The sequence below is a fragment of the Okeania sp. SIO3B5 genome (genome assembly GCF_010692555.1).
Classification (GTDB): domain Bacteria; phylum Cyanobacteriota; class Cyanobacteriia; order Cyanobacteriales; family Microcoleaceae; genus Okeania.
In genome coordinates, this window is sequence record NZ_JAAHHG010000025.1 from 1 (window position 1) to 24,670 (window position 24,670).

Below are 24,670 nucleotides of genomic sequence, written 5' to 3' on the forward strand. Positions count from 1 at the left end.
ACTCCCCTACTCCCCTACTCCCCTACTCCCCTACTCCCCCACTCCCCTACTCCCCCACTCCCCCCTTAATCACAATCAACTAAATTCCCAGCAGAAACAAATCCAGACAGAGGAGAAGTAATTTCTACCCACCTACGTTTTTCTCCATTTCGATCGGGAATTAAACGATAATTTTCCACAAGGGTAAGCTGACTATCAACAGGAACTTTTCCTTTATATTCGGATCTTCTAGTAGCATTTGTCCGTACTGCTAAACCGCGTGGTGCTTTTTTACTATCAATTTGACGACATAAATTTCGATCTACTTGTGATGTGGACTCAGTAGGAGACGGTGTTTCTGTAGGCAAATTATCAATAGAAGTATTTTGACCAGAAGGTTCCGTTGGAGTTTCTGTAGCTACTTCAGAACATTCTATTAAATTGTTTTCATTACCTGGAAAACCCCTAGACACAAACCCGGAAATAGGAGCAGTAATTTCTACCCAAGTTCGACCCGCTGGACCTCTAATATTGCGATAACCTTCTATTAATTTCACTTGTTGATTTGCATCTACAGTGCCTACTGTGGGTGAATTTGGGGTTGGTCTTTTTTGAACGATTAAACCTTGTTCGTCATTAACTTGACGACATAAACTAGCAGTTTCTTGAGATGTTTGAGCTATTTTAATGGTTGTAGCGATCGCTCTTTTGGGAACACCGACGGCGATCATTAGTATTAATGTTAGCAATGCCACTGGTTGACGCATATTTTTGTCAAAATTTAAAAGTCAAAAAAAGTTGATGTAGTTTGTCAAATAAATATTAAATCCAGTAGGGTGCGTTACTAACGCACCATTCCACAGCACCCGGTGCGTGAGGTGTAAAATCGACCATTATTTCAGACACTGAAATATATTCAATGGTGCGTTACGCTGTCGCTAACACACCCTACTGGACTGACTAAAAGTCCCCCAATTTTGGGGGATTTAGGGGGCAATGCCGATCGGTATTTAAAACTGCTGCAAAAAACGTAAGTCGCTGGCATAAACTCGCCGAATATCATCAATTTGATGCAACACCATGGCAAATCTTTCTACGCCGAAACCTGCGGCAAAACCTGTATATTTCTCCGAATCATAACCTACTGCTTCTAATACGTTGGGGTCTACCATTCCACATCCTAATACTTCTAACCATTTACCATTCCACTGCAAGTCTACTTCTGCTGAGGGTTCGGTGAATGGGAAATAGCTGGCACGGAAACGAATGGGTAGGTCTCCGAACATTTGTCTGAGGAATTCTTTGATAGTTCCTTTGAGGTCAGAAAATCTTAGTCCTTCGTCTACTGCTAATAGTTCCAGTTGATGGAATACTGCTGCGTGGGTAGCATCTACTGTGTCCCGTCGATAAACACGACCGGGAGCTATGACTCGGATGGGGGGTTCGTGGTTTTTCATATAACGGATCTGGACTGAGGAGGTATGGGTCCGCATTAAGTTACCGTCTGGTAGGTAGAAGGTGTCTTGCATATCTCTGGCAGGGTGGTCTGGTGGTGTGTTTAAGGCTTCAAAGTTGTAGTAGTCGGTTTCCATTTCTGGACCTGTGGCCACTGTGTAGCCTAAGCCAATGAATATGTCTAGGGCACGATCTATGAGGTTGTTGAGGGGATGGATTTTTCCTTGGGGACGATATACTCCTGGCATTGATACGTCTAGGGTTTCGGCTTGGAGTTTGGCTGCTATTTCTGCTGTTTTGAGGTTTGTCCGCTTTTGGTCTAGGTTGCTCTGGATGGCTTGTTTGACTTCGTTGGCGATCGCTCCTACTTTTGGTCGTTCTTCTGGGCTGAGTTTGCCCATGCCTCCCAGGATTTTGGATACTTGGCCTTTTTTGCCCAGGTAGTTAATTCTTAGTTCTTCTAGTTTTTCTAGGTTTTCTGTTGTGGCGATCGCTTCTGTTGCTGTTTGGCGTAGTTCTGTTAGTTGGGTTTCTATTTCTGTTAGTTGGGTTGCCATGGTTTGTTTTTTGTTTTGTGCTTTTAACTATAAAGAATCTTTTTTTAGTTGAATAAATAGTCATGCGTATAGGCGAGTAGCGCCCAACATAACTATACTATCTGATTTTTTGTTAAAGTTCAACCTGATTTTTGAGTCGGCTGGGTTTTTTTTGGGTGCTTATCAGAATGTAGTTGGTTGAGGTGTTAACTGTAGTTGTGCTTTTTTTTGAGGATGATTCACGAGTAGGTGAATAGTTTCAATCCCTAAGTAGGAATTTGGTTTGGGAAAGAAAATGAAAAAGACAATCAAGAAGGCTACGATCCTCATCGTGTTTCAATCCCTAAGTAGGAATTTGGTTTGGGAAAGACTTATAGAATATGTCAATGAAGTTTTTCGTAGCTTTATCAAGTTTTATCTAAAATCTAAAATAATTAGTCCCAAATGGCTCCAGTCTTGAACTTTCCATCATAAAATTGTGTTTGGCGAATATGGCACTACAAGAATTGGTTAGGACATTTTTCAATCCTAAAACCCTTTTACAGTTCCCTATTCCCTATTCCCTGTTCCCTGTTCCCTGTTCCCTAGTGCGTAGCGCTATAATTCTGACTATTTTTTATTTTTCAAAAATCAATCAAAATGAAACTATTAATTAGTAACGACGATGGCATTTTTGCAGAAGGTATCCGGAGTTTGGCTAATGGTTTAGCAGCAGTAGGCCATGAAGTTGTTGTAGTTTGTCCTGACAAGGAACGTTCAGCCACAGGTCATGGTTTAACATTACATCAACCTATTCGGGCAGAAATAGTCAAGTCAATTTTTGATGACACCGTCACAGCTTGGGCCTGCGATGGTACTCCTGCGGACTGCGTAAAACTAGCCTTATTTGCCTTACTAGATACTCAGCCAGATTTAGTATTAGCAGGAATTAATCATGGTCCCAATTTAGGAACAGATGTTTTATATTCCGGTACAGTTTCTGCTGCCATGGAAGGAGTTGTGGAAAACATTCCGAGTATTGCTTTTAGTCTTGGTAGTTATACCTCTAGAAATTTTGAAGTTGCTGTAAATTTTGCTCAAGATTTGGTGAAGAAAATTGAAAATGAACCTTTAGCTAATGTAATGTTGCTAAATGTAAATATTCCAGCAGTTAAAGAAACAGAAATAGCAGGGGTAAAAATTACTCGTCAAGGAATTCGTCGCTATATAGATATATTTGAAAAACGGGTCGATCCAAGAGGCAAAACTTATTACTGGCTAGCTGGAGAGGTACAGGAAGATGTGGAAGAAACCAACGACAGCTCCTCAGTAGAAAAGTTATCAACAGATGTCCAGGCAATGCGTGAAAAATATATTACAATTACCCCTTTACAATACAATTTCACCTATGGTAAACAACTAGGCTATCTCCAAAAATGGAAGATTAATAATTTTCATGAATAAGTGACTTTTATGGAATAGAAATTAAGGCTAAACTAGAAAAGAATAGGCAAGATAATCAAAATTGCAGATCGAAAAAACTCATCAAAGCATTTTAAATGTCCGCACTGTGGTCACTAAATGCCGAGAGATTGGAATGGCGCTTTGGGGATTTTCTTCAAAGCATTGCGAGATACCGCCTGCGTTGATGGTTCTGCCGTCACGTTGCTATGAAAGGTTTTCCAGACTTTTGCTAGGAATTGCCGGACTTGATGTATCTGAGTAGTTAACAATTTCGTTGATTTAATAAAAATTTAAGTATGAGCGCTCCCACATCTAAGAGTCATTCTGTTACCTGCCCAATTTGTCATCGCTCCAGTGCGACACAACCACTAGAAGTATTTAATGGGTTATTTACTTGTCCATATTGTCATTCCCATCTGGTTATTAGTTGGAGTGGCCATTATGTTAGGGACCCTCTGGCTCTCCAACAGCTAGATATTGGACAAATGCTGAGAAGGCAAAGTAGACCTCTGGCAAGGTTACGTCGTGATTTGAGCAGGCAGTATTTACCTATAGTTGTGGCCCTCGGAAGTGTCATATTGTTTGGAGGGGCGATCGCTTGTCTGAGTAAGTTTGATTTTAAATTGGGTATATTTGATGGAGTCTTGGAGTCGGTGCAAGAGAAAGACTTACCACAAATCTAATCAAAACGTTTAAGTCGTTTAAATGGTAAGCAAGCTCACTTTTTTTGAAAGTAAACGTTATCTCGGTCACGATACCTTGGAGTACGCGGCCAGCCCCAAGCTCTATCGTTCGGCATTAAACAGGCAAAGAGATTTGAAAAGCTAGTGTGTCGAATGCAAAAAGCCAAGATAACCGAGGGAGGCCAACGTTACACATTTTCATGTAGGAGGGACACAACAATGTCCACCAATTTCGTTTTCGTATTGGATACAAACCGCAAACCATTAGCTCCCTGTAAACCAGGAGTAGCGAGGTCGTTGCTAAAAGCAGGAAAAGCAAAAGTGTTTCGTCGGTATCCATTCACCATCATTCTTAACAAACAGATAAACGACAAACGAAAAACCTTGCAATTAAAAATTGACCCCGGCTCATTGCAAACAGGTTTTGCTTTAGTAACCCAAGGTAAAGAAGTTATTTGGGCGATGGTACTAACTCACCGAGGTCAACAAACCAAAGATGCTATGCTTCGACGTTGTGGGATTCGTCGAGGTCGGCGGAATCGGGGCACTCGGTATCGAAAACCGAGGTTTCTCAACCGTCGGCGTCCAAAAGGGTGGTTAGCCCCGAGCTTAAAGCACAGAGTGTTAACCATTGAAACTTGGGTGAATCGACTTCGTAAGCTAACCCCAATATGTTCTTTAGCTATGGAGTTGGTGAAGTTTGATACCCAAAAAATGGAGAATCCAGAAGTATCTGGTGTTGAATATCAGCAAGGGGAGTTATTTGGATATGAAGTTCGCGAATATTTACTCGAAAAGTGGGAACGTAAATGTGCCTATTGTGGAGCCAAAGATACGCCCTTAGAAGTGGAGCATATATATCCCATTTCCCGGGGTGGCAGCAATCGCGTTTCTAATCTAACCCTCGCGTGTCAACCATGCAACCAAGGGAAGGGAAATCAAGATATCCGAGATTTCCTCTGTGGTAAACCTGATTTAGCAGCTAGAATCCTTAAGCAAGCAAAAGTCCCATTAAAAGATGCTGCGGCGGTAAACTCTACTAGGTGGAGGTTGTTTGAGACATTTAAAGCCACGGATCTCCCCGTTACTACTGGTAGCGGTGCCCACACCAAGTTTAACCGTCGTCGATTTGATTTACCCAAGGAGCATTGGATTGATGCCGCTTGCGTTGGGGAAATGAAATCACTGACATTGTTAACCAGACAACCATTACTGGTCAAAGCAACCGGGCATGGCTGTCGTCAAGTAATCCCTATGAATAAATATGGATTCCCTCGTCAGGGCTATAAACCTAAAAAACCAGTTCCCGGTTGGAAAACTGGAGATATTGTTAATGTTGTTACTGGGAAAAATGCAGGGTTAAAGGCGGTCAGAATCAAAACTGTAAGGGCTAAAGGCAGCTTTGATATTAAACCTGGTGACAAAATTTTGTCAGTATCAAGGAACCATATTCAACCAGTTCATAGACAGGATGGGTACGGGTATTCGTTTTAAAGCGATTTAATCGTTTTGAGAATATTTTTTCTAAGAGGTTTTGAATAATCAAAATAGTCAGTAGTTAAAGAAGAAGGCAGCTATGCTGAAGGCAGAAGGCAGAAGGGAATATTGTATGGGGATAGTCAACGACCTGCCACTTCCTGTCTACAAACCCCAATACATTTTTAAGCACTCCCATTGACGGCCTATCCATTATAAGCAAAATTCTTTACAAAAGTGTATAATGACTATTATCAAAAGCTTACGAGCATTTTGTTGGTTTTACAAGTTTTGACAAATTGACTAACTTGTGTACTCCTAAAAGTTGTTTTTTGTTGTTGCGATCACAACGACACTAGGAGCTTTCAGACTCTAATTCATCAAATGATATTTTTGTCAAGTTTTATGTTAAGAAAGATGTTTATAAAGCATAGGTTGACGGCGGGATATTAAACCTAAAAGAAAAAGATAAACCACTGTTTTTCAAGTAAGTCTAAAGTACTTGATAACTCACGACCGCCTATTGCAAAAATATTTTTTGTTCTACTCAAATGAATTGTGTTGTTAGGAATAAATCAAGTTGATTTGAGGAGTTAATTTACTTATGTTAGAAGAAAATGAAATTGTATATGAGATTTTACAGGAAAAAGATTTAGAACAAACTATTAATTGTTTAGTTGATGTATTTCCTAATTCAGAACCTATTTCAAGGGCACTTAAAGTTACTCCTAGTGACTTTTATCCCTTCGCTGAGATGATTTGTCAGAAAGCTGTGGTAGAAGGATTATCTCATATTGCTAAAGATTCTGTTACTTCAGAAGTAGCAGGGTTTATTCTTTCAGATAGTTTATCAAGTGAGTTCTATGAAGAAATAAAGAAAAATATGCCTCAAACTTTTGAAATTTTTCTTCAAGTTTTAAAAGAACTACATCAGCAGTACGACCTGGAAAAAAAACTTGTTAATAGCAAGATATTTCATGTCGGTTTATTGGGGTCTAGAGAAAAGTATAGAGGTAGAAAGATTGGCAATAAATTAGTTGAAAATAATCTCAAGATTGCAACTGAAGCAGGGTTTTCTAAAGCAATAGTAGAAGCTAGTGGAAAGGTATCGCAGCACATTTGTCGGAAGTATGGATTTGAGGATAGGGCTTCTCTAGATTATCAGACTTTTGAATATAAAGGAGTCAAAGTATTTGAGGGAATTAAGGAGCATGAAAGCTGTATTTTGATGGAAAAAGTTTTTTAATATACCAATCTTATTTGAGTTGTTGAAATATTGTGGATTTTAGGAAATAGGGAATAGGTAACAGGGAATCAGAAATACCGAAGCAATAAATAAATATCCCCCCTAACCCCCCTTTGAAAGGGGGGAACAAAAGAAAAGGGGTTGAGAGGGCGGGTATTTAACTAACGTTGAGATAATACCAATTTTCAAAAAGAATGTTACGAATAGTAAGAGCGATAAAAAGACTTTACAGGAGATATCCCTTTGACAAAAAAGATAATTTACAACCTAAAAAATGGTATTAAAGCCATTCATTCTGACTCCTGACTCCTGACTCCTGACTGCGAAGAAATACCCTAGATATTTGTAGCAAACATTTATCAATCTGGTATAAATCAGCATTTTATAGGATAAAAATAGCTAATTGAAACAAATAGGGTGAGAATAGCTAAGTTTTTTGAACTTTCACTTTTTTCTTGTGACTAACACCCATCCTTCAATAGTATTCAAAACTTTCAGATTTTCTAGGGTAAGGTTATCCAAATTTGATTCTTGAACTAATAGATATGGTTGAGACTGACTTTGCCATTTTTGTTTAATTTTTTGTGGCCCGACACGCTTGATGAGGCGATCGCTATAAAAGTTTAAAGAGGGACGGTCTTTTGTATCGAAGGAATAAACTATCTGACTGGGGGGTGTATATTTCTGAATCATTTCTCCGACTGGTTTGACTGGATAGTCTTCTTGCAATTCCCAGCTCCAATGAGGGGAGTTAACCAGAAGTAGGAGTGAAAGATATGTTCCCCAAATTAAGATTGACAAAAACTGACGGTCTTGTTGGTTTAATAATATGGTTGCTATTGTCATTGTCAAGGCAATAGTTGCTGAGATTAACCGTAAGTACAAATCTAGTTTTGTCTGATTCTCCTCTCCCAGATGAAAAATACCGCTGAAGTAAAGCCAAGCAACCCATGCTAGTAAGGCAAGCAGTGCAAAAATGGCTACTACTAGACGATGATAAATAGTGGGGATACCTTTAGGATGTTTTTTACTCTCACCTTGAGTATGAGGATATTGATAAATTGGAAACCGAAAGTATCCCAAATCTACTGGAAATTGATGCCAAATTTCTGTCAGATAAGTACCTACTGCTAGGGCAAAAGCAGGATAAATAGGTAGTACATACCAGGGGAGTTTGGTATTCATGAATGAAATAGCTAATAAATATACTCCGCTCCAGACCAAGACTAATTTTCCCCAACTGAGATTCCGATTTTTCCAACTCAGATATATTCCGGGAAACCAGAAAAGCTGCCAGGGGAAAGTAGACTCTAAAATTTCCAATAAGTAATACCAAATAGCTCCATCGTGACTGCCTACGGGTTGCCAAATACGTTTGAGAGATTGATGGAAAAAGTTGGCATGGAAAAATTCTATTCCGTAATGGAAAAATTGAGCTGTGTACCATAGAAATACTGGGAGCATCCCTAGTAAGATACCGCCCCAAAAATATTTACAACGCAATAGTCGGGGAGTATCCCATAAGAGGAAGAAAAGAGCGATCGCTCCTAAAAGTAATCCTAAAATTATTCCTTTTGTGAGGGAAAGTAGGGCAAAACTCAGACCAATAGCCAGAGAATAACGGAGGTTACGGCGCGATCGTAAAACGCACCATATCATTAGTAGAAAAAAACAAAGTACTGCCCCATCTAACATTGCTAAACGTCCATGTCGCACGACTGGCAATAAAGTTAAGTAGACTAAAGCAGAGAAAATTGCGGGGGTGCGGGGGCGAAATAATTCTCTGGCAATACTATAAATTAAGGGTACAGAAAATGCTGTGAATAAAGCAGGAAATAAACGGGCAGTTAGTTCATTTACTCCAGCAATATTGTAGACAAAAGCGATCGACCAATGTACTAATGGTGGTTTATTCAAATAGGGAGTATTATTGATAGTTGGATAAAGCCAATTCCAATTTTTTCTGGTTATTTCTCTAGCTACTTGAGCGACTATTCCTTCATCCCAATCTCGCAAAGGTAGTGTGCCTAAATTAGTAGAAAATAGTAATAATGCTGCTAATAATAAACTGGCAATTATAAGTAAATCTATATGGGTATTTTTGTTGGTGAAAATTTTATCAAACATTTATTCAATTCAAAAGTCAATTTGTAAATATGATTATTGTTTTCAACGCTTAATGCTAATAATGATATAGCAATCTTAATTTATCCATTATCCATTAATGAATAGCTGATGCTAAATAAAGGGCAAGTTTATTTTCTGGAGATATCTATTCTAGGGAGTAGGGAAAAATAATTTGGGTTTGCTGATTAATTATCGCGCGTATTAACTGATATTGGTTTTAGGCAATTTATGTCTTGAAAAAGTATGAGCTTTTCAGCAAGTATAGGTTAAAAAAGTGAGGATCTTCACGCCCTGCACGCAGCCGAAAAATCACTCTGACTATTATTTTGGCTACTGACTCTGTCATTCCCATTTATTCTACATCCTAACTAGGGTTTGCGTATGGAAAGTCTTTTTGCTATGGTAGGGAGTAGGGAGTAAGGAGTAGGGAGTAGGGAGTAGTGAAGATTGAGGATTTAGGGGAATTCTAGAAGAACTGGTCATTCATAATCCACCCTTACTTTTTCTGTCATAATGACTCCAAAATCTTCACTTTTTGAGCTCCATCAACCGAAAAGCTGCTACTTTTTTAGCACCTAAAATTCTTCAAACCTTTATCTCTAAATGCTTTTAGATTTAATCAGCAAGCCCTAACTACTCCCTACTCCCTACAAAGAGCAAAAAGACTTTTTCAGTAAACCCTAATTGATGATTTATATGCGATAATTAATTTTATTTTTGATTATTGGAGATGTCTAATACCATTTCTCAAAAACTTTTCTACACTTTCTTAAGTAGGTAGGGATGTTGTATGCAACGTCCCTACAGGGAGAGAACCCACCCCTAACCCCTCCCAGGAGGGGAAGTAGACATCATAATAATTAGCATTAACTGGCTAATAATTAGGAAAAAGGATGGCGAGGATACCTCGCCATATCCAATCGACAAAGAAAAGAAAAAAAATTCTTTTAGCCAATCTTCTTATTTATAAGAAGACGTAATTATTAATTATTAATTATTCATTATTAATTGTTGAATATGAACTTACCTGTAATTTTAGATATTGCCATTGGTTTAATTTTTATTTATCTGATTTTTGGTGTACTAGCTAGTGAAATTCAATCAATTTTGACAATAATTTTGCAATGGCGAGCCACCCATTTAAAAAAATCAATTGAAGAGTTAATTGCTGGTGACACTCATATCGGCAAAAATAATTCTAAATCAAGTATAGAAATTGAAAAAGTACAAAAACTAGCTAATTCTCTGTATCAAAATCAATTAATTAAAAACCTTAACTATAGTGGTGGCAAAGGTCCATTAGAAAAAGGATTTCGGAAAATAATTCAGATACTTGGTAATTTAAGTCGAGCGTTAACTGGAATTAATAATATTTTTGATGTAGAAAAAACTGCTCCTTCTGCTATTCCGTCAGATACATTTGCTGCCAGTTTAATTGATACGTTGAAGCTGCAAGAATTAATGCAAATGATTAGTGAGGATAAATTAAGAGATTTTATCGATAATATTTTGCTAAATATCAAGCAAATATTAGATAAATTGAAAATAGAAGATAGCAGTCAGCAGAAAAAGATTCAGGCTGAATTTGAGAATTTGCATCAAGAGTTGAATCAAAATATTCAGGATTATAAAAATAATTTAGCAAATCTTGATTTAACATTAGATAGAACTTTAGATAAGCTAGATTTATACACAAAAAAATCTCTAGAACTTTTGCCAGATAAAGATAGTAAAGAATTTAATAGCCAAATAAATTTAGTCAAACAAGTATTAAAAAATCCCGGTGAAAGAAAAGTTTTAGTAACCAAAATGGAACCAAGCGCCTCTAATTTATTAAAGTTTTTGAGAGAGATAATGGAAATGGGAAAAGCTGCGCAAACAGATTTGCAAAATAATAAGAAGGAAATTCACCAAAAAGCTATTGAAATGATTGAATTATTGCCTGAATCTTTACGAAAAAGTTTATATATTTTAGCAAAACAAGCGACAACAAAAATCTCAGAAACAGGTAATGCTTTACATCAGTTTCAGAAAGAAATTGAGAGATGGTTCGATAGTGGAATGGAAAGAGCGGCTGGTGTTTATAAGCGTAATGCTAAAGGAGTTGCTTTTTTGATTGGCGTTACTATTGCTATAGTTGCCAATGTTGATACATTAAATATGGTTGATAATTTATCAAAAGATTCTTTTATGCGGGCGACAATTAATAGTTATTCCCAGAAATTAATCAATAATAATTCTAATCCAAATGAGTTAGAAATAGGGGATATTGAAAATCAGGTAAATGCAGCATTAGATGATAATTTAAAATTACCTATTGGTTGGGGTCAAGAACAAAAAAATAAAACCTCAGTTAGTCAATCAATTACTTTTTTAGAAGGATTAAAAAAAATATTGGGTTGGCTAATTAGTGGTATAGCTATATCTATGGGGGGGCATTTCTGGTTTAATCTATTAGAAAATATTTATAGTATTAAAAAATGAATTATTGAGGAGACAGGAGACAGGAGTTCATTAATGGATAATTGATAATGGATAATTGATAATTACCTCTGGTTAAAACCGTCCTTGATTGAATATAAGGAAATATTATTTCTTTTTTTTCCCCTTAAAAGGGGAGGCTTCAAGGCGCGAATTATTTAATTATTAATTAGTTAATTATTCGGTAAGAGGGAAGATGTGGGGAGAAATAATACAAAAAATTCAACACTTATTCTTCATATTTTTCCTCAAAATTGATGCGCTAAAAGACTAGACTACCATAATTAGGGTTTGCTGAAAAAGTCTTTTGGTGGGGGTAGGAGTCAGGAGACAGGAGACAGGAGACAGGAGAAGAGAGAATTTAGAGGAGGTAGGAGTAAGAATTTTTCCTTGATTTTTCAGTCCAACTATGCACCTAAAATACTAGCTTTTTGAGCTTTCTAGACTGAAATAGGCGCACTTTTTAAAGACCAAAAAAGGCTGAAACAAATATCTGTCAGTGCTTTGATATTTAATCAGCAAGCCCTAATTATATAGATCTCAAATGGGTTCTATATTCATTAAAAACCCCTTTATGGTATTACGACTCAGGCAACGCCAAATTTTTTTTCTTCCTTCTTCCTTCTTCCTTCCTTCTTCTTCCCTCTTCCTTCTTCCATAACACAATTAAAAAATAAAAATAACTTGTAAATGCCAATCTAAATCTTGACGAATAATTTCTATTCTACTTATAAATTCACGCAAATAAAATCTCCTTTCTGATTCTGATAAATCCCACCAAAATTGAGGTATGGAAACCGCTTTTGCTGTCTCTAATAAATTGACTGGTGGTAATTGGTTAAATTGACTTTGTAATTGAGCAATTTCTGTCCTAATTTTGTAAGTACGGAGTTCGGCTGTTTCTTGGTCAAGAATGCCATTTTCCGTGAGATTTGGTAATTGAAAAAGAATGTCTTGCTTATCAGAAATATCCTGTTTAATTTTACTTTTAATTCCATCCATATTTGGCATCTCTAAAGCAGCGATCGCCGATGGTAAATCTCGACAAATTATTTCTATAGTTTGTGCCAAAATTTGTTGATAATTTAAAGCTTTACATTTTGGTTTGCGGGAACAACTTTTAGGGCGCAAATAAAGATATTCTTTCTCTTTACGAAAAGTAGTCACTTTTGTCGTAATCATTTGAGACTGACATTCTGTACAAACAACTAAACCTGCTAGAGAATGGGGGGCGCTGGCAGTGCGCGGTGGCATTCGGCGGTTGCGTCGGAGCAAACGTTCGACTTGAGCAGCTTCTTCTCTAGAAATTATGGGAAGATGAGTATTAGATATGATTTCATTATTTTGATATTGTAAGTCACCACGATAAACGGGGTTGGTTAACCAACGTCGCCCAGTGGTAACGGAGATTTTTTTGCCGTATTTTTTCTGAATATGGCGCACGGCACCGCGTAAGGAAGCAAACAGAAGGAAGTTTTCAAAGAAGTCTTTAACAATGGGGGCAGCACTTCTGTCCAGGGTATAACGGTCTTTACCTCGGCGATATCCGTAGGGTGCTTTGCCTGGTGGGGGTAAGGCTTTGATGCGGTTGCGAGCATGGGCAGTGCGAATTTTGCGACTGTGTTGGTTTTGGCGAATTTGATTGAGGAGTCTAAGTAGGTCTATTTTGCTTGATGAGTTGTTGCTTGGTGAGTCGGGGTTGATGTTGATATCTGAGTCGAGGGGGATAATTTGGATGTTGAGAGATTCGAGTTGGTTGAGGCGATCGCATACTTCTTCTACAGAGTCTCCTAATTCTTCAAGTTTACGAATTAAGAGATAATTAACTGCTTGAGTTTGGCAGTCGAGTAGGAGTTGTTGGAGTTGTTGGCGATCGCCTAAGTCGTGATAAATATGGTCAACTTCCCACCCCCAAGTTGTACAGTCTGGGGCAGTTTCAAATAGGGGGTTTGTATATGAATAGGCAATAATTTTCACAGGTTATCTTACCGAAAAATTCAGGTATAATATCATGTTAGGTTGAGTACTTACACTTTGGAGGAAGGAAGGCAGCTATGCTGCTATGCTGGAGGCAGAAGGGAAGAGAGGGTTAAAAGGGATAAAGTTTTTTTATAACTGATTATCCGTTAGCGTAGCTCCCCCTCCGGGGGAACATGATATAAAGCCTCTCCATGAATGGAGAAAAAAGCGGTCTAGGGATGGCGAGGTTTCGGAGCCATATCTATCAGACCAAGAGAAGAAAAAAAATCCTTTTATCTAATCCTCTTAAATTTATAAGAAGAGGTAATTCTAAATTCTTAATTCTAAATTCTTAATTCTAAATTCTTAATTCTAAATTCCTGAATGTTGACTTAATTCTATAATATTACCATCTGGGTCTTGGGTAAATAATGCAGCTCTACCGGAAGCGCTCATTTGAATTTGGCAATTATTGTTTAGTAGTTGTGTTTTGGCAGCATCTAGGTCAGAGACAGCAAAGGCCAAGTGTCTATTTCTGCCTAATTTTTCTAAGTTAACTAGATCGGGGATTATTTCTGAGGATACTATTAGATGTATTTGGAAGTTGCTGACTTGATACCAAGTACCGGGAAAATTGCGGGAGCGTTCTGCTTTTGGGAGTTTGAGAATTTGACCATAGAAATGTTCGGCTTTTTCGAGGTCTGAAACTAATAGAGCGGTATGAAGGGGTTGAGTTATTTGCATAGTTTATATTATGGATAAGTAATTGGTTATTTATTAATTTTTACATCTATATTAAACATAATATACTCACTTAATTCAGAGAGCAAATCTATTCACTGATAGTAGAATAAATATAAGTCGAAGCAAAGAGCGCGGATATATCAAAAGCTTATAGTGCTACTTGAATAGGGAATAGGGAATAGTAAACTGTTAAAGGGTTTTCGGTGCGGAAATGTTTCGCGAACAGGGTTTAGAAATGTCAAACACCTTAATGCGTAGCGCTATAAAACTCAGACAACGCAATATTTTTCCTTCTGCCTTCTGCCTTCTACCTTCTACTATAACATCTCAACAATATCAATTGATCGCCTAATTAGGGTTTGCTGATTAAATATCGCGCGTATTGACTGATATTGGTTTGAGCAATTTTAGGTCTGGAAAAGTGCGAGCTTTTAGATGGTAATGGTTCAAAAATTCAGGATTTTGGTCAAGAGTTGGGCAGAACAATCTTGGGACAAAACTTAGCTCCTACCTCCTCCAAATTCCCATTTCTCCTGTCCCCCTCCTGGGAGGGGTTATATCATGTTCGGTTGAATAGTTATGATTAGGATATAGATGGAAGAGATATCTCAAACCACTGAGATTGCTTCCTTCCACTCCGTTTCAGTCGCAATGACTTTATTGTAAGTGATCATCCGAACATGATATTAGGGGTGGGTTGTCTCCTGTCTCCTACCTTCACCCATAAGACTTTTTCAGCAAACCCTAATTATGGCGATCGCTAATTTTTGAGGCCAAAGATTTCTAACTTCCGCCCAATTTTAACCATTCTTCAGGAATAACATTGGCAATCAACTCGAAATTACCACTACTATCAGGTTTAATAACATAAGCTATACCCATTGGATCGGGATAAATACCTGTTGAAGCTTCAAATAGATCGTCGTGACCAACAATTACAGTATTTGTTCCTTTTTGAGGGACTGCCGTTAACATTGGATCTAATCTTGCTTTCATCTGAGCTACTTGTTCGGGGGTGTAGTCTTCAGCTTTAGGAAAGTTGAGGTCGCCATTTTTCTCGTATTTGCCAAATGCTAAATCTGCTGTTTGCCAAGCGCGACAATACTGACTGGAAATCACCTGATCAAAGGGAATAGCATTCTTGCGAAACCCTTCTCCAATATCTTTGGCTTCTTTCCATCCTACCTCACTAAGCACTCTTTGAGTCGAACAGTCACCCATCACTGCCCCTTGTGCTTGATCGGCATAATCTTTCTCAGTTTTAGCATGGCGAATGTAAATAACATAACCTCCTTGTTTTAAAGCATTAAGAAGAGCTGTACCACTGAGTTTATCCTGAAAGTTAGCATTGGCTAGCTCTCCCTCACTCATGGTTTCTTCACTTGCTACAGTTTGAGCAGTGGGTTCGTCTGTAGTTGTTGTATCATTTGTTGTTTCGCTAGGAGGAGAGCTACATCCACTTAAAACTACTATGGCAGTCAGGGCAGTGGCACTGATAAAAGAGGGAATTTGATTTTTTAACAAATTTAGCATTCTACACTTAAGTCTAATTAAGAATCTTTACTAAGATAAAATTTAATACAATTGATAATTTTTGTCAATATATACCTAGATAATAAATAACTTAGGTTTGTGTGTGGCGATCGCGTAGCTTCAAACAGTAAGAGTAGAGTTTTGACTTAGTTGAAAATTTGCGTTATAAAGCAGTATAATATGATAGTTTATCTGGCTAAAGAAAATCACAATTGTCAACTAAAAAAAAGAGTCATTGACTAGCATTGACTTAATCAAAGAATAACGATAGAATACACTCAGTAATTGCTTACTACTCCGGTAAACTGCCACTCAGTCATACATGAAATCAATTCATACCAAGCTCAAACTGAATAACAAACAGAAAACCCTGATGGCTCAACACGCAGGTTATAGCAGATGGTGTTATAATTGGGGTTTGAGCTTGTGGAATGCAGCCTATAAAGACGGTTATAAACCGAATGTCCGTAAACTCAGAGAGGTTTTTACTAATCATACAAAACCACTAATACCCTGGATGAAAAAGTTGTCGTCTAGAGTTTATCAATACGCTTTCATCCACTTAGATGCAGCATTTAAGAGGTTTTTTAAAGGATTGGGTAAATATCCAAAATTTAAGAAAAAAGGTAGGTCTGATTCTTTCACAATAGATAATTGTGGAAAACCAATAGAACTAAACGGATGGAGTCACAAATTACCTTTTATTGGTATTGTCAAAACTTATGAAGCCATTGAGGCAACAACCAAAAAAATCACCATTAGCAGACAAGCAGGTGACTGGTATCTAAGCTGTAGCTATGAATTTAATGCCACAACTACACCAAAAAAAACTGATGTAGTTGGTGTAGATTTAGGAGTGAAAACCTTAGCGACTTTGAGTGATGGTAAAGTTGTGACAAGTGTGAAATCTTATCGCAGATTTGAAACTAAGCTGTCTAGAATGCAATACCTAAATCGTCATAAAGAGATAGGCTCTGCTAACTGGAAAGCAGCACAACTGAAAATAGCCAGGCTGCATAGAAAAGTAGCAAGCATCCGTAAAGACGCACTTCATAAATTGACAACATATTTAGCCAAAAACCACGGCAAAATTGTCATAGAAGATTTGAATGTTCGCGGTATGTTAGCCAATCATAAGCTAGCTAAATCAATTAGCAGATAGTGATTTTATGAATTCAGGCGACAGTTAGAATATAAGTGCCAATGGTACGGTTCTGAGTTAATAGTAGTTGATAGGTTTTTTCCATCATCAAAGACTTGTTCTAGTTGTGGTCACGTTCAAGAAATGCCATTAAATCTAAGGACTTATGACTGCCCTGAGTGTGGCTTGTCAATGGACAGAGATTTAAACGCCAGTATTAATTTAAGAAATGCGGTCGGCTCGGTCGTCAATGCCTGTGGATGAGTAACCGCCGACGGCCTCAGTAGAAGCAGGAAGTAAACAGTAAAATGTCACATTATGACGTTTTATATCGGTTTTATAAAGCAGATATTTATTCCCTTTGCATTAAAATAATCCTCTAAAAATAAATCTAGTAGATAATGAATGTCTTATATCATGTTCGGTTCAATACTTACACTTTGGAGGAAGGAAGGCAGAGGGCAGGAGGCAGAAGGCAGAAGGGAATATTGGTTCAAGGCCAGAAGTTTTTTTTATAACTGATTATCTGAACATGATGTTAAAACGTAGAATGTTTACTTCAAAAATTTACCCGCCTTACTAATGCCAAGTAAGGTTGGCAAATCAGATCAAATTAACTTTTCTCCTTTCTATAAAGTCAAATACCTGAATCTATTCAGAAGTTAAAACAATCCGATAACGAGCCTTATTTGCTAATACTTTATCCATTGCTTCATTAATTTGAGAAATAGGCATAGTTTCAATCATTGGTTTAATTTGATGAACTGCTGCAAATTCCAACATTTCTGCCATAAAACGTCGTCCACCAACTATACTACCTGCAACAGCTTTTTGATAGAAAACTAAAGGTAGTAAAGGTATATTCAACATAGAAACTGGAAGTCCAAGTAAGCAGAAAACACCCCCCTTTGCTAATAAACCAAAAGCCTTATCCTAATCAATTTCAGAAGAAACAGTGCTAAGAAGCAAATCTAAACTACCACTAGCTGCATCTATTTCTGCTTGACTTTTCCAATTACAAAAATGGTGCGCTCCAAATTCTTTCGCTTCCGCTTCTTTATCAGGAGAAGTAGAAAAAGCAGTAACTTCTGCTCCCATAGCACGGGCAAATTTAATTGCTAAATGTCCTAAACCTCCTATTCCCACTACTCCTACTTTTGTTCCTGGATATTGAATATAGGTGCGCAAGGGAGTATAAACAGTGATGTCAGCACAAAGTAACGGCGCTGCACTTGCAGAGTCTAAACCATCAGGTATTTTATAGGCAAAATCAGCAGGAGCGCGTAATTTATTAGCAAACCCTCCATGGTTTCCGACTATTAAGCCTTGATAACCTTGACGACATATATTTTCTTCTCCTCGTAAACAAGGGTCGCAAACTCGACAGGAATTACGTATCCAACCAAAACCAATGCGATCGCCAATTTTCAGAGAGGTGACATCTGCACCTATTTGAGTAACATTCCCGACTACTTCATGGCCTGCAACCAGAGGAAAACTGCTCACATCCCAGTCATTATCTTTCATGTGAATATCGGTATGACATAAACCGTTATGGGTGACTTCAATTTCTACATCATTACCACCTAGAGGTTTAGGTTCATATTGCCATTGTTGTAGTTTTTCACCTACTTTTAGGGATGCGTAGGCTGTAAATGTTTCAGTAGTGGACATAATTAATTCCCTTTTGAAAATATTATTAACTAATTATATTAGACATCTTCATAAAAGAGGTAATACCAATTTGATAAATGTTTGCTACAAATAGCTAGGGTATTTATTAGAATCCAGCAATTCTGCAATCCAGAATTCGTATGGGGATAGATTTAATACCATTTTTGATGTTTTAAATTATTTTTTTCGTCAAATAGACTTTATTTGAAAGTTCATTTATTATTTTTATTATTCGTAACATTCTTTTTTCAAAATGGTATAATAGGGAATAGGGAATGGGGAATAGGGGGAAATAACTAATGATTTCTGTAGGATAATTGATTTTATTTTTGATTTTTGGAGATGTCTATTAACTCCAGATATATTCGGATGCAGACATATCTCTACAGTTATTATATATTTTCTGTCCAAAATTACCCTGATTAACTTTACTCTTGGAGTAATGAGGTATGGCCAAATCACCCTGATTAAATCCCAACCTACTATTTCAAATATCTCAAAGACATAAAAATTTGCCAAGCATCCTCCAAAACCATTTTATTCTAGTAAATTAAACCCAGAAAGATAACACAAATTAATTTTCCAAACTACTCAATTTTGCTAAGTAATGCTCTCCAACTTCTCCAAAAAATTCAGCACTATCAAAAAGTTAGAAAAAGTTAGGAGTTTTATAAATAGATTGAATTTGATTTTCTCAAAGGATATAATCATCTTTTGTATATAAGCAAATTCTTATAAATATATCATGACTCCAGAAGCAGCTTTTAAATTTGTCAATAATCAATATTTTAACCAAAAAGAAAAAAGTTTCAGCGACTTGCAACATGATATTTTCTGTCTAGTTTGGGAAGGTAAAAGATATGCAGAAATATCGGCAAAAACTAATTTTGATGAAGGATATATCAGACAAGAAGCTGCGAAATTATGGAAAATACTAACAGAATTATTTGAACAAAAAGTCTCCAAAACTAATTTTCGCGGAATGGTAGAAAAAGAAATCCAAAAAGAGGGCGATCGCCAAAAATTTACCCTATCCCAACAAATGAGACAGTGGTTTGAAATCCTAGACTACAAATTTGACAGCGATAACGTTGAGGGTATAATTGAGAACAAAAGGTTTTTTGAGTGGATTATTACGATTAAAGTGAAGTTAATGGGCAACGTTCGCGTCCTCGTCCGAGGGGTAGAAGGGGAAGCAGAAATTTGCGATCTAAATGCTTTACGTCATTCGGTGGAGAGCAAAAGAACAAAATATGGATGGCTGGTAGCCGTCCGTCGTATTAGTAAAGCAGCTCGCGATGAAGCCAAAAAGCCAGAAAATCAAAACTTATTTTGCTACACCTTCGACGAACTCATAGACCAAGAAGCGGACTTCAGTGGCTATTGTCAGTGGTTGGAGGAACAAGTCAAACAGCGAGGTATGGATGTCAAATATGTTCCCCTGGCCTGTAGCAAGGCAGAGGTTGACCCGAATACTAAACAAAAAATAGGGGTCAGTCACTACGATGAAGATGACGGCTGGATAGATGGTTATGTTGACCGATGGCAGGGCGATCCAGCGAAAAAACATCTTTCGGTTTTGGGCGAGTTCGGTACTGGTAAAACTTGGTTTGTCTTCCACTATGCCTGGGAACAGTTGCAGCGCTATTTGGATGCTAAAAAGCGAGGGGTGGAACGTCCCCGCTTGCCTCTAATTATCTTGCTGCGGGACTATGCTAAGGCGGTTAATATCAAGTCTCTGTTTTCTGAGTTCTTTTTCCGGCAACACGAGATTCCACTGCCTGGTTATTCTACTTTTGAATTTCTCAACCGCATGGGTAAGTTCTTGGTGATTTTTGACGGTTTCGATGAAATGGCGGCTAAAGTGGATCGGCAAAAGATGATTAATAATTTTTGGGAGTTAGCACAAACGGTGGTACCGGGGTCGAAGGTGATTCTCACTTGTCGGACGGAGCATTTCCCAGAAGCTAAGGAGGGTCGTGCTTTGCTGAATGCGGAGTTGCAAGCTTCTGTGGCTAACTTGACTGGGGAACCACCACAGTTTGAAGTGTTGGAACTAAAGAAGTTTAACGATGACCAAATTCGTCGGGTGTTTTCCTTTGAGGCGGAACAGGCAACGGTGGAAAAGGTGATGGGTAATTCTCAATTATTAGATTTAGCTCGCCGTCCGGTGATGAGTGAGTTAATTCTGGAGGCGCTGCCAGAGATTGAGGCGGAGAAAGCGATCGATGTAGCAAGGATTTATCTCTATGCGGTGAAACACAAGATGGAACGAGACATTGAGCAAAAGCGGACTTTTACTTCTCTGGCGGATAAGTTGTATTTTCTCTGCGAACTTTCTTGGGAAATGTTATCTAACGACAAGATGAGTCTCAACTATCGAGAATTTCCAGACCGCATTCGCCGTTTGTTTGGGGCAAAAGTTGAAGCAGAAAAAGATTTAGACCACTGGCATTACGATATGATGGCTCAGACGATGTTGATTAGAAATGAGGATGGGGATTACAGTCCGGCACATCGTTCGTTGTTGGAGTTTTTTGTTGCCTATAAGTTTGCTGCGGAGTTGGGAGTGTTGCCTACGGATTTTGTGGAAGTGGCAGCGGCGCAGTCTAACGTCAATTGGGAGGCAACTGCTCAGGAGTACAGTTGGTCTAATTATTTCCAGCGGGAAGTAGATGTTCAGGGGAAGGTTATTTCTGTTGCGCCTCTAAAAACATTTTCTGGAGAATCTCTGGAGCATTTGTGTTCTACTTTTGGAAAGATGCCCCTGACGAAAGCAGTTTTGGATTTGTTGTTGCCCATGCTTTTTGGGGAAACAAGGAAAGCGCAAACCTGCCAGAAGCTAAGGGAAGTTTTGGAGGCGACAAGAGGTAAAACTGTCGAAGAAGTTGGGTATGTGGGAGGCAATGCCACTACGTTGTTGGTGAAAACTGATAATCTTGCTTTGGAGGGTTGTGATTTGAGTCACTCTGTCATTTTGGGAGCTGATTTTACAGGTGCAAGTTTGCAGGATGTTAATTTGACTGAAGCAAATCTGGCTGATGGTGTTTTTCTGGAGTCTATGAGTACAGTTAGGTCTTTAGCTTTTACTCCCGATAGTAAACTCTTGGCAGGCGGGGATGAATCTGGCAAAATTCATTTGTGGCAAGTTGCGAATGGTAAAAAACTTTTGACTTGGGAAGGTCATACCCATAAAATTAGAACCATAAAATTTGCTGCGGACGGTCAAACTCTAGTTAGTGCTAGTTCTGACAAAACAGTAAAGTTTTGGAATTTGGAAAGCAGTAAATGTTTGAGAAGTTTACCAATAGATTCTGAATTTGCAGAAGCTACTACATTCGGAGAAGCTACTGCCTTGAGTCCAAATATTCAACTCTTAGCTACTTGTCGTACAGATGGCACAATTGAATTATGGAATTTCCACAATGGTAAATGTCTAACTATCCTACAAGGGCATACAAACTGGATAAATAAAGTAGTGTTTAGTCCAAGTGGGGAAATTTTAGCAACTGCTAGCCAAGATAGAAACATTAAGCTATGGAATGTTAATAATGGAGAATGTTTAGCCACTTTATCAGGACATGAAAAAGCAGTCCGCACTATTACTTTTAGACCCGATGGTAAAGTCTTGGCAAGTGGTGGTTGTGACTTTACCATTAAACTTTGGGATATAAGAGATATCAACAATATTCCCTTACCTGCTACTATTCCTGCACACGATCATGAAGTTAGAGGGCTAGCATTTTCCCCAGATGGAAAAATGCTTGCTAGTGGAAGTTGCGATTTAACTGCAAAATTGTGGGATGTCAGCTATACCGATCGCCCACAACTACTGGAGACTTTACCAGGACATGCTTCTTGGTTATGTCGGGTAATTTTTAGTCCTGATGGCAAGATTTTAGTCAGTAGTGCTAGTGATAAAAAAGTAAGTTTGTGGAATATTGATAATGTCAAACTACAAAATACTTTAGAAGGTTGGCGAAATTGGATTCACTCGATTGCTTTTAGTCCTGATGGCCAGACTCTAGCTAGTGGTAGCGATGACTGTAGTCTGAGACTTTGGAATATAAAAGAGGAGAAAACAGTAGTAACTTTCCCAAAACACCAGCAGCGTGTGCAATCAGTTGCTTTTAGCCCCAATGGTGAAACTCTAGCTAGTGCAAGTTTCGATTTTACAGTTAGGTTATGGAATCTGACTACCAGTGAATGTATGGAAACGTTGAGTGAATATACAGACCTAGTACATTCTATTGCTTTTACTCCTGACAATAGCTTATTGATTAGTGCTGGAGAAGCTGGCTCTTTGAAGTTTTGGGATGTCAGAATGAAGCAGCACCTAAAAACTTTACCTAGCCACTACAAATCAAAAATTTTTGCAATTGGCATCAGTCCTGATAGCAAAAAAATAGCTGTTGGTGGACTTGACCGTATCATTCAATTGTGGGATATTGAGACGGACGACAACCTAATCAGTTTCCAAGGACATCAAGCAGATATCAGATCGGTTACCTTCAGTCCCGATGGTAAGCTATTAGCAACTAGCAGCCTCGACAAAACCGTTCGTTTGTGGGATGTTAGCACCCAAGAATGCCTCGCGGTTTTTGAAGGTCAACAAATATGGACTCACTCAATTGCTTTCAGTCCAGATGGTCAAATGTTAGCAAATGGAGTAGAAAACAATGCCGTGCGCTTGTGGAACGTTAACACCCACGAACCCTACGCCACCTTGAGCGGACATCAAAACTGGGTATTAGCAGTAGCATTCCACCCCGACGGTGAAATTCTTGCCAGTAGTAGCGCCGACGAAACAATAAAACTGTGGAATGTCAAAACAGGAGACTGCATCAAAACCCTGAGACTACCCAGGCTTTATGAAAACGCCAATATTACCGGAGTCACAGGATTAAGCAGCGCCCAAAAAGACAGCCTAAAAGCATTGGGAGCGGTGGAATATTGAATATTAGAATCTATGAGAGAGGTAACAGACTGTATTGTATTGTTTCAGTAATGAGCGCTTAGTCGGTATTAAATAGATCCCCCCTAGCCCCCCTTAATAAGGGGGGGACAAGAGTTCAGTTACCTAATGAGCCCTTAGTCGGTATCAAATAGATCCCCCCTAGCCCCCCTTGGAAAGGGGGGGACTGGAGTAGTCTTTGAAAAAGTGGAGACCCCTTGGAAAGGGGGGGACTGGAGTGTTCTTTGAAAAAGTGGAGACTCCTTAAAAAGAAGGGACTAGAGTGGTAATATTAGGAAGTGATATAGACATAATTGTAATATATTCTTGGCGATCGCTTGCTGGCGAATCTGCTAAAATATAAATCAACCTATCATTATATAATCAGAGGAAATATGCCGGATGTCACCATCAAAGACTTAGAAATAGTACAAACCCTATTCAACGAAGCTGGTTTAGATTATCAATTAGAATTAGAAGGTGGAAAAATATCAGTTATGGGGCCATCAGATATCGTTTCGAGCGAAATAACTATGCGTTTAGGCGCTTCCCTTTATGCCTGGATAAACCCTCGTCGTCTGGGGCGAGTATTTGACTCTGCAGGAGGTTTTATCTTACCCGATAGCAACCTCAAAGCACCAGACGTATCTTTTGTCAAAGCCGATCGCTTGCGACGCAGTATCCGCTATTTTGCAGAAATGGTACCCGATCTAGCAGTAGAAATCAAGTCTCAAAGTGACCGACTTCCACCTCTGAAAAAGAAACTCCTAAAATATATTGAATTGGGAGTGCAAGTCGCAATATTAATCGATCCCGATGAAGAAACAGTAATAATTTATCGCCCCACAGAAGAACCCATTGAACTGACAGGGGATGACATATTGAGCATTCCCGAACTATTCCCTGGTTGGGAAATATCAATTTCCGAACTTTGGCCGCCCGTCTTTGATGAGGAAGATTAACGAAGTCAGAAGCCAGAAGTCAGAAGTTAACCCACCCCTCACCCCTCCCCAACCCACCCCCGCCCCTCCCAGGAGGGGAGCCAGGAGGGGAAGTAGGGCATTTACTCCAAAAATATTGCGCCTTAAAAGGCGGGGTTGCGCGACCCATGTTATTTTGATAAATGAAACAATATCGCTCCTTTTTACCACATAGAATCTATGTTTGAGAAAAAGAGCGATCGCTTGTTTATAAAAAATAGAAATCATCAACAATCTTAAACTATTTCGCCCTCGCCAC

16 protein-coding genes and 1 pseudogene are annotated in these 24,670 nt (G+C 38.4%); 9 read left to right on the forward strand and 8 right to left on the reverse strand.

Annotation, left to right across the window (positions count from 1 at the left end):
- Nucleotides 1–65: 65 nt before the first annotated feature.
- Together F6K54_RS05835 and pheS are read right to left on the reverse strand one after the other, a co-directional pair.
- Nucleotides 66–746, reverse strand: a complete 681-nt coding sequence (locus tag F6K54_RS05835; protein ID WP_293075550.1) for an SH3 domain-containing protein — start codon at nt 744–746, stop codon at nt 66–68.
- Nucleotides 747–989: 243 nt separating this feature from the next.
- The gene (pheS, locus tag F6K54_RS05840; protein WP_293075551.1) at nt 990–1,991 is read right to left on the reverse strand and encodes a phenylalanine--tRNA ligase subunit alpha; all 1,002 of its coding nucleotides are present in this window, start codon (nt 1,989–1,991) and stop codon (nt 990–992) included.
- A 618-nt stretch (nt 1,992–2,609) separates the two neighbouring features.
- On the opposite strand from pheS, the gene surE reads away from it, so the two are divergent.
- From surE to F6K54_RS05865, 4 genes are all read left to right on the forward strand, one after another.
- Nucleotides 2,610–3,413 (forward strand): 5'/3'-nucleotidase SurE, encoded by an 804-nt coding sequence (surE, locus tag F6K54_RS05845; protein WP_293075553.1) that lies wholly within the window; start codon nt 2,610–2,612, stop codon nt 3,411–3,413.
- Between the two features lie 296 nt (nt 3,414–3,709).
- Nucleotides 3,710–4,096 carry a hypothetical protein gene (locus tag F6K54_RS05855; RefSeq protein ID WP_293075555.1) on the forward strand — a complete coding sequence of 129 codons (387 nt, stop codon included), beginning with the start codon at nt 3,710–3,712 and terminating at the stop codon, nt 4,094–4,096.
- A gap of 219 nt (nt 4,097–4,315) precedes the next feature.
- Entirely contained in the window at nt 4,316–5,590 is a 1,275-nt protein-coding gene (gene iscB, locus F6K54_RS05860; protein WP_293075557.1) for an RNA-guided endonuclease IscB, read from the forward strand.
- A 586-nt stretch (nt 5,591–6,176) separates the two neighbouring features.
- Nucleotides 6,177–6,818, forward strand: a complete 642-nt coding sequence (locus tag F6K54_RS05865; protein WP_293075559.1) for a hypothetical protein — start codon at nt 6,177–6,179, stop codon at nt 6,816–6,818.
- A gap of 444 nt (nt 6,819–7,262) precedes the next feature.
- On the opposite strand, the gene F6K54_RS05870 is transcribed toward F6K54_RS05865, so the two are convergent.
- The gene (locus tag F6K54_RS05870) at nt 7,263–8,945 is read right to left on the reverse strand and encodes a glycosyltransferase family 39 protein (protein ID WP_293075561.1); all 1,683 of its coding nucleotides are present in this window, start codon (nt 8,943–8,945) and stop codon (nt 7,263–7,265) included.
- A 1,017-nt stretch (nt 8,946–9,962) separates the two neighbouring features.
- On the opposite strand from F6K54_RS05870, the gene F6K54_RS05875 reads away from it, so the two are divergent.
- A complete protein-coding gene (locus tag F6K54_RS05875; protein WP_293075563.1) occupies nt 9,963–11,429 on the forward strand; it encodes a hypothetical protein in 1,467 nt (488 codons plus the stop codon).
- A 663-nt stretch (nt 11,430–12,092) separates the two neighbouring features.
- Here F6K54_RS05875 and F6K54_RS05880 read toward each other — a convergent pair.
- Together F6K54_RS05880 and F6K54_RS05885 are read right to left on the reverse strand one after the other, a co-directional pair.
- Nucleotides 12,093–13,403 carry a recombinase family protein gene (locus F6K54_RS05880; RefSeq protein ID WP_293075565.1) on the reverse strand — a complete coding sequence of 437 codons (1,311 nt, stop codon included), beginning with the start codon at nt 13,401–13,403 and terminating at the stop codon, nt 12,093–12,095.
- Nucleotides 13,404–13,757: 354 nt separating this feature from the next.
- On the reverse strand, nt 13,758–14,129 hold the full coding sequence (locus F6K54_RS05885) for a VOC family protein (RefSeq protein WP_293075567.1): 372 nt from the start codon (nt 14,127–14,129) through the stop codon (nt 13,758–13,760).
- A 211-nt stretch (nt 14,130–14,340) separates the two neighbouring features.
- Here F6K54_RS05885 and F6K54_RS05890 point away from each other — a divergent pair, with 211 nt between their 5' ends.
- Nucleotides 14,341–14,481: a hypothetical protein gene (locus F6K54_RS05890; RefSeq protein ID WP_293075568.1), complete on the forward strand. Its 141-nt coding sequence runs from the start codon at nt 14,341–14,343 to the stop codon at nt 14,479–14,481.
- A gap of 431 nt (nt 14,482–14,912) precedes the next feature.
- Here the strand turns inward: F6K54_RS05890 and F6K54_RS05895 are convergent, their stop codons facing one another.
- Nucleotides 14,913–15,662 (reverse strand): histidine phosphatase family protein, encoded by a 750-nt coding sequence (locus tag F6K54_RS05895; protein ID WP_293075570.1) that lies wholly within the window; start codon nt 15,660–15,662, stop codon nt 14,913–14,915.
- 322 nt (nt 15,663–15,984) lie between these two features.
- On the opposite strand from F6K54_RS05895, the pseudogene F6K54_RS05900 reads away from it, so the two are divergent.
- Nucleotides 15,985–17,067, forward strand: a pseudogene (locus tag F6K54_RS05900) (RNA-guided endonuclease InsQ/TnpB family protein).
- Between the two features lie 387 nt (nt 17,068–17,454).
- On the opposite strand, the gene F6K54_RS05905 reads toward F6K54_RS05900, so the two are convergent.
- The gene (locus tag F6K54_RS05905) at nt 17,455–17,673 is read right to left on the reverse strand and encodes a hypothetical protein (RefSeq protein WP_293075572.1); all 219 of its coding nucleotides are present in this window, start codon (nt 17,671–17,673) and stop codon (nt 17,455–17,457) included.
- A 63-nt stretch (nt 17,674–17,736) separates the two neighbouring features.
- Nucleotides 17,737–18,477, reverse strand: coding sequence for an NAD(P)-dependent alcohol dehydrogenase (locus tag F6K54_RS05910; protein ID WP_293075574.1), 741 nt, complete (start codon nt 18,475–18,477; stop codon nt 17,737–17,739).
- A 745-nt stretch (nt 18,478–19,222) separates the two neighbouring features.
- Here F6K54_RS05910 and F6K54_RS05915 point away from each other — a divergent pair.
- Together F6K54_RS05915 and F6K54_RS05920 are read left to right on the forward strand one after the other, a co-directional pair.
- Complete coding sequence (locus F6K54_RS05915; RefSeq protein ID WP_293075576.1) at nt 19,223–23,434, forward strand: NACHT domain-containing protein; 4,212 nt, start codon at nt 19,223–19,225, stop codon at nt 23,432–23,434.
- Nucleotides 23,435–23,826: 392 nt separating this feature from the next.
- Entirely contained in the window at nt 23,827–24,393 is a 567-nt protein-coding gene (locus F6K54_RS05920; RefSeq protein WP_293075578.1) for a Uma2 family endonuclease, read from the forward strand.
- Nucleotides 24,394–24,670: the final 277 nt, after the last annotated feature.

Bases quoted from the DNA above. Each gene is read 5' to 3' on its own strand.
- F6K54_RS05865 (WP_293075559.1), top strand. From the start codon at position 6,177: ATGTTAGAAGAAAATGAAATTGTATATGAGATTTTACAGGAAAAAGAT.
- F6K54_RS05875 (WP_293075563.1), top strand. From the start codon at position 9,963: ATGAACTTACCTGTAATTTTAGATATTGCCATTGGTTTAATTTTTATT.
- F6K54_RS05890 (WP_293075568.1), top strand. From the start codon at position 14,341: ATGTTTCGCGAACAGGGTTTAGAAATGTCAAACACCTTAATGCGTAGC.
- F6K54_RS05895 (WP_293075570.1), bottom strand. From the start codon at position 15,662: ATGCTAAATTTGTTAAAAAATCAAATTCCCTCTTTTATCAGTGCCACT.
- iscB (WP_293075557.1), top strand. From the start codon at position 4,316: ATGTCCACCAATTTCGTTTTCGTATTGGATACAAACCGCAAACCATTA.
- F6K54_RS05835 (WP_293075550.1), bottom strand. From the start codon at position 746: ATGCGTCAACCAGTGGCATTGCTAACATTAATACTAATGATCGCCGTC.
- pheS (WP_293075551.1), bottom strand. From the start codon at position 1,991: ATGGCAACCCAACTAACAGAAATAGAAACCCAACTAACAGAACTACGC.
- F6K54_RS05915 (WP_293075576.1), top strand. From the start codon at position 19,223: ATGACTCCAGAAGCAGCTTTTAAATTTGTCAATAATCAATATTTTAAC.
- F6K54_RS05885 (WP_293075567.1), bottom strand. From the start codon at position 14,129: ATGCAAATAACTCAACCCCTTCATACCGCTCTATTAGTTTCAGACCTC.
- F6K54_RS05920 (WP_293075578.1), top strand. From the start codon at position 23,827: ATGCCGGATGTCACCATCAAAGACTTAGAAATAGTACAAACCCTATTC.
- F6K54_RS05855 (WP_293075555.1), top strand. From the start codon at position 3,710: ATGAGCGCTCCCACATCTAAGAGTCATTCTGTTACCTGCCCAATTTGT.
- F6K54_RS05870 (WP_293075561.1), bottom strand. From the start codon at position 8,945: ATGTTTGATAAAATTTTCACCAACAAAAATACCCATATAGATTTACTT.
- surE (WP_293075553.1), top strand. From the start codon at position 2,610: ATGAAACTATTAATTAGTAACGACGATGGCATTTTTGCAGAAGGTATC.
- F6K54_RS05910 (WP_293075574.1), bottom strand. From the start codon at position 18,477: ATGTCCACTACTGAAACATTTACAGCCTACGCATCCCTAAAAGTAGGT.
- F6K54_RS05905 (WP_293075572.1), bottom strand. From the start codon at position 17,673: ATGTTGAATATACCTTTACTACCTTTAGTTTTCTATCAAAAAGCTGTT.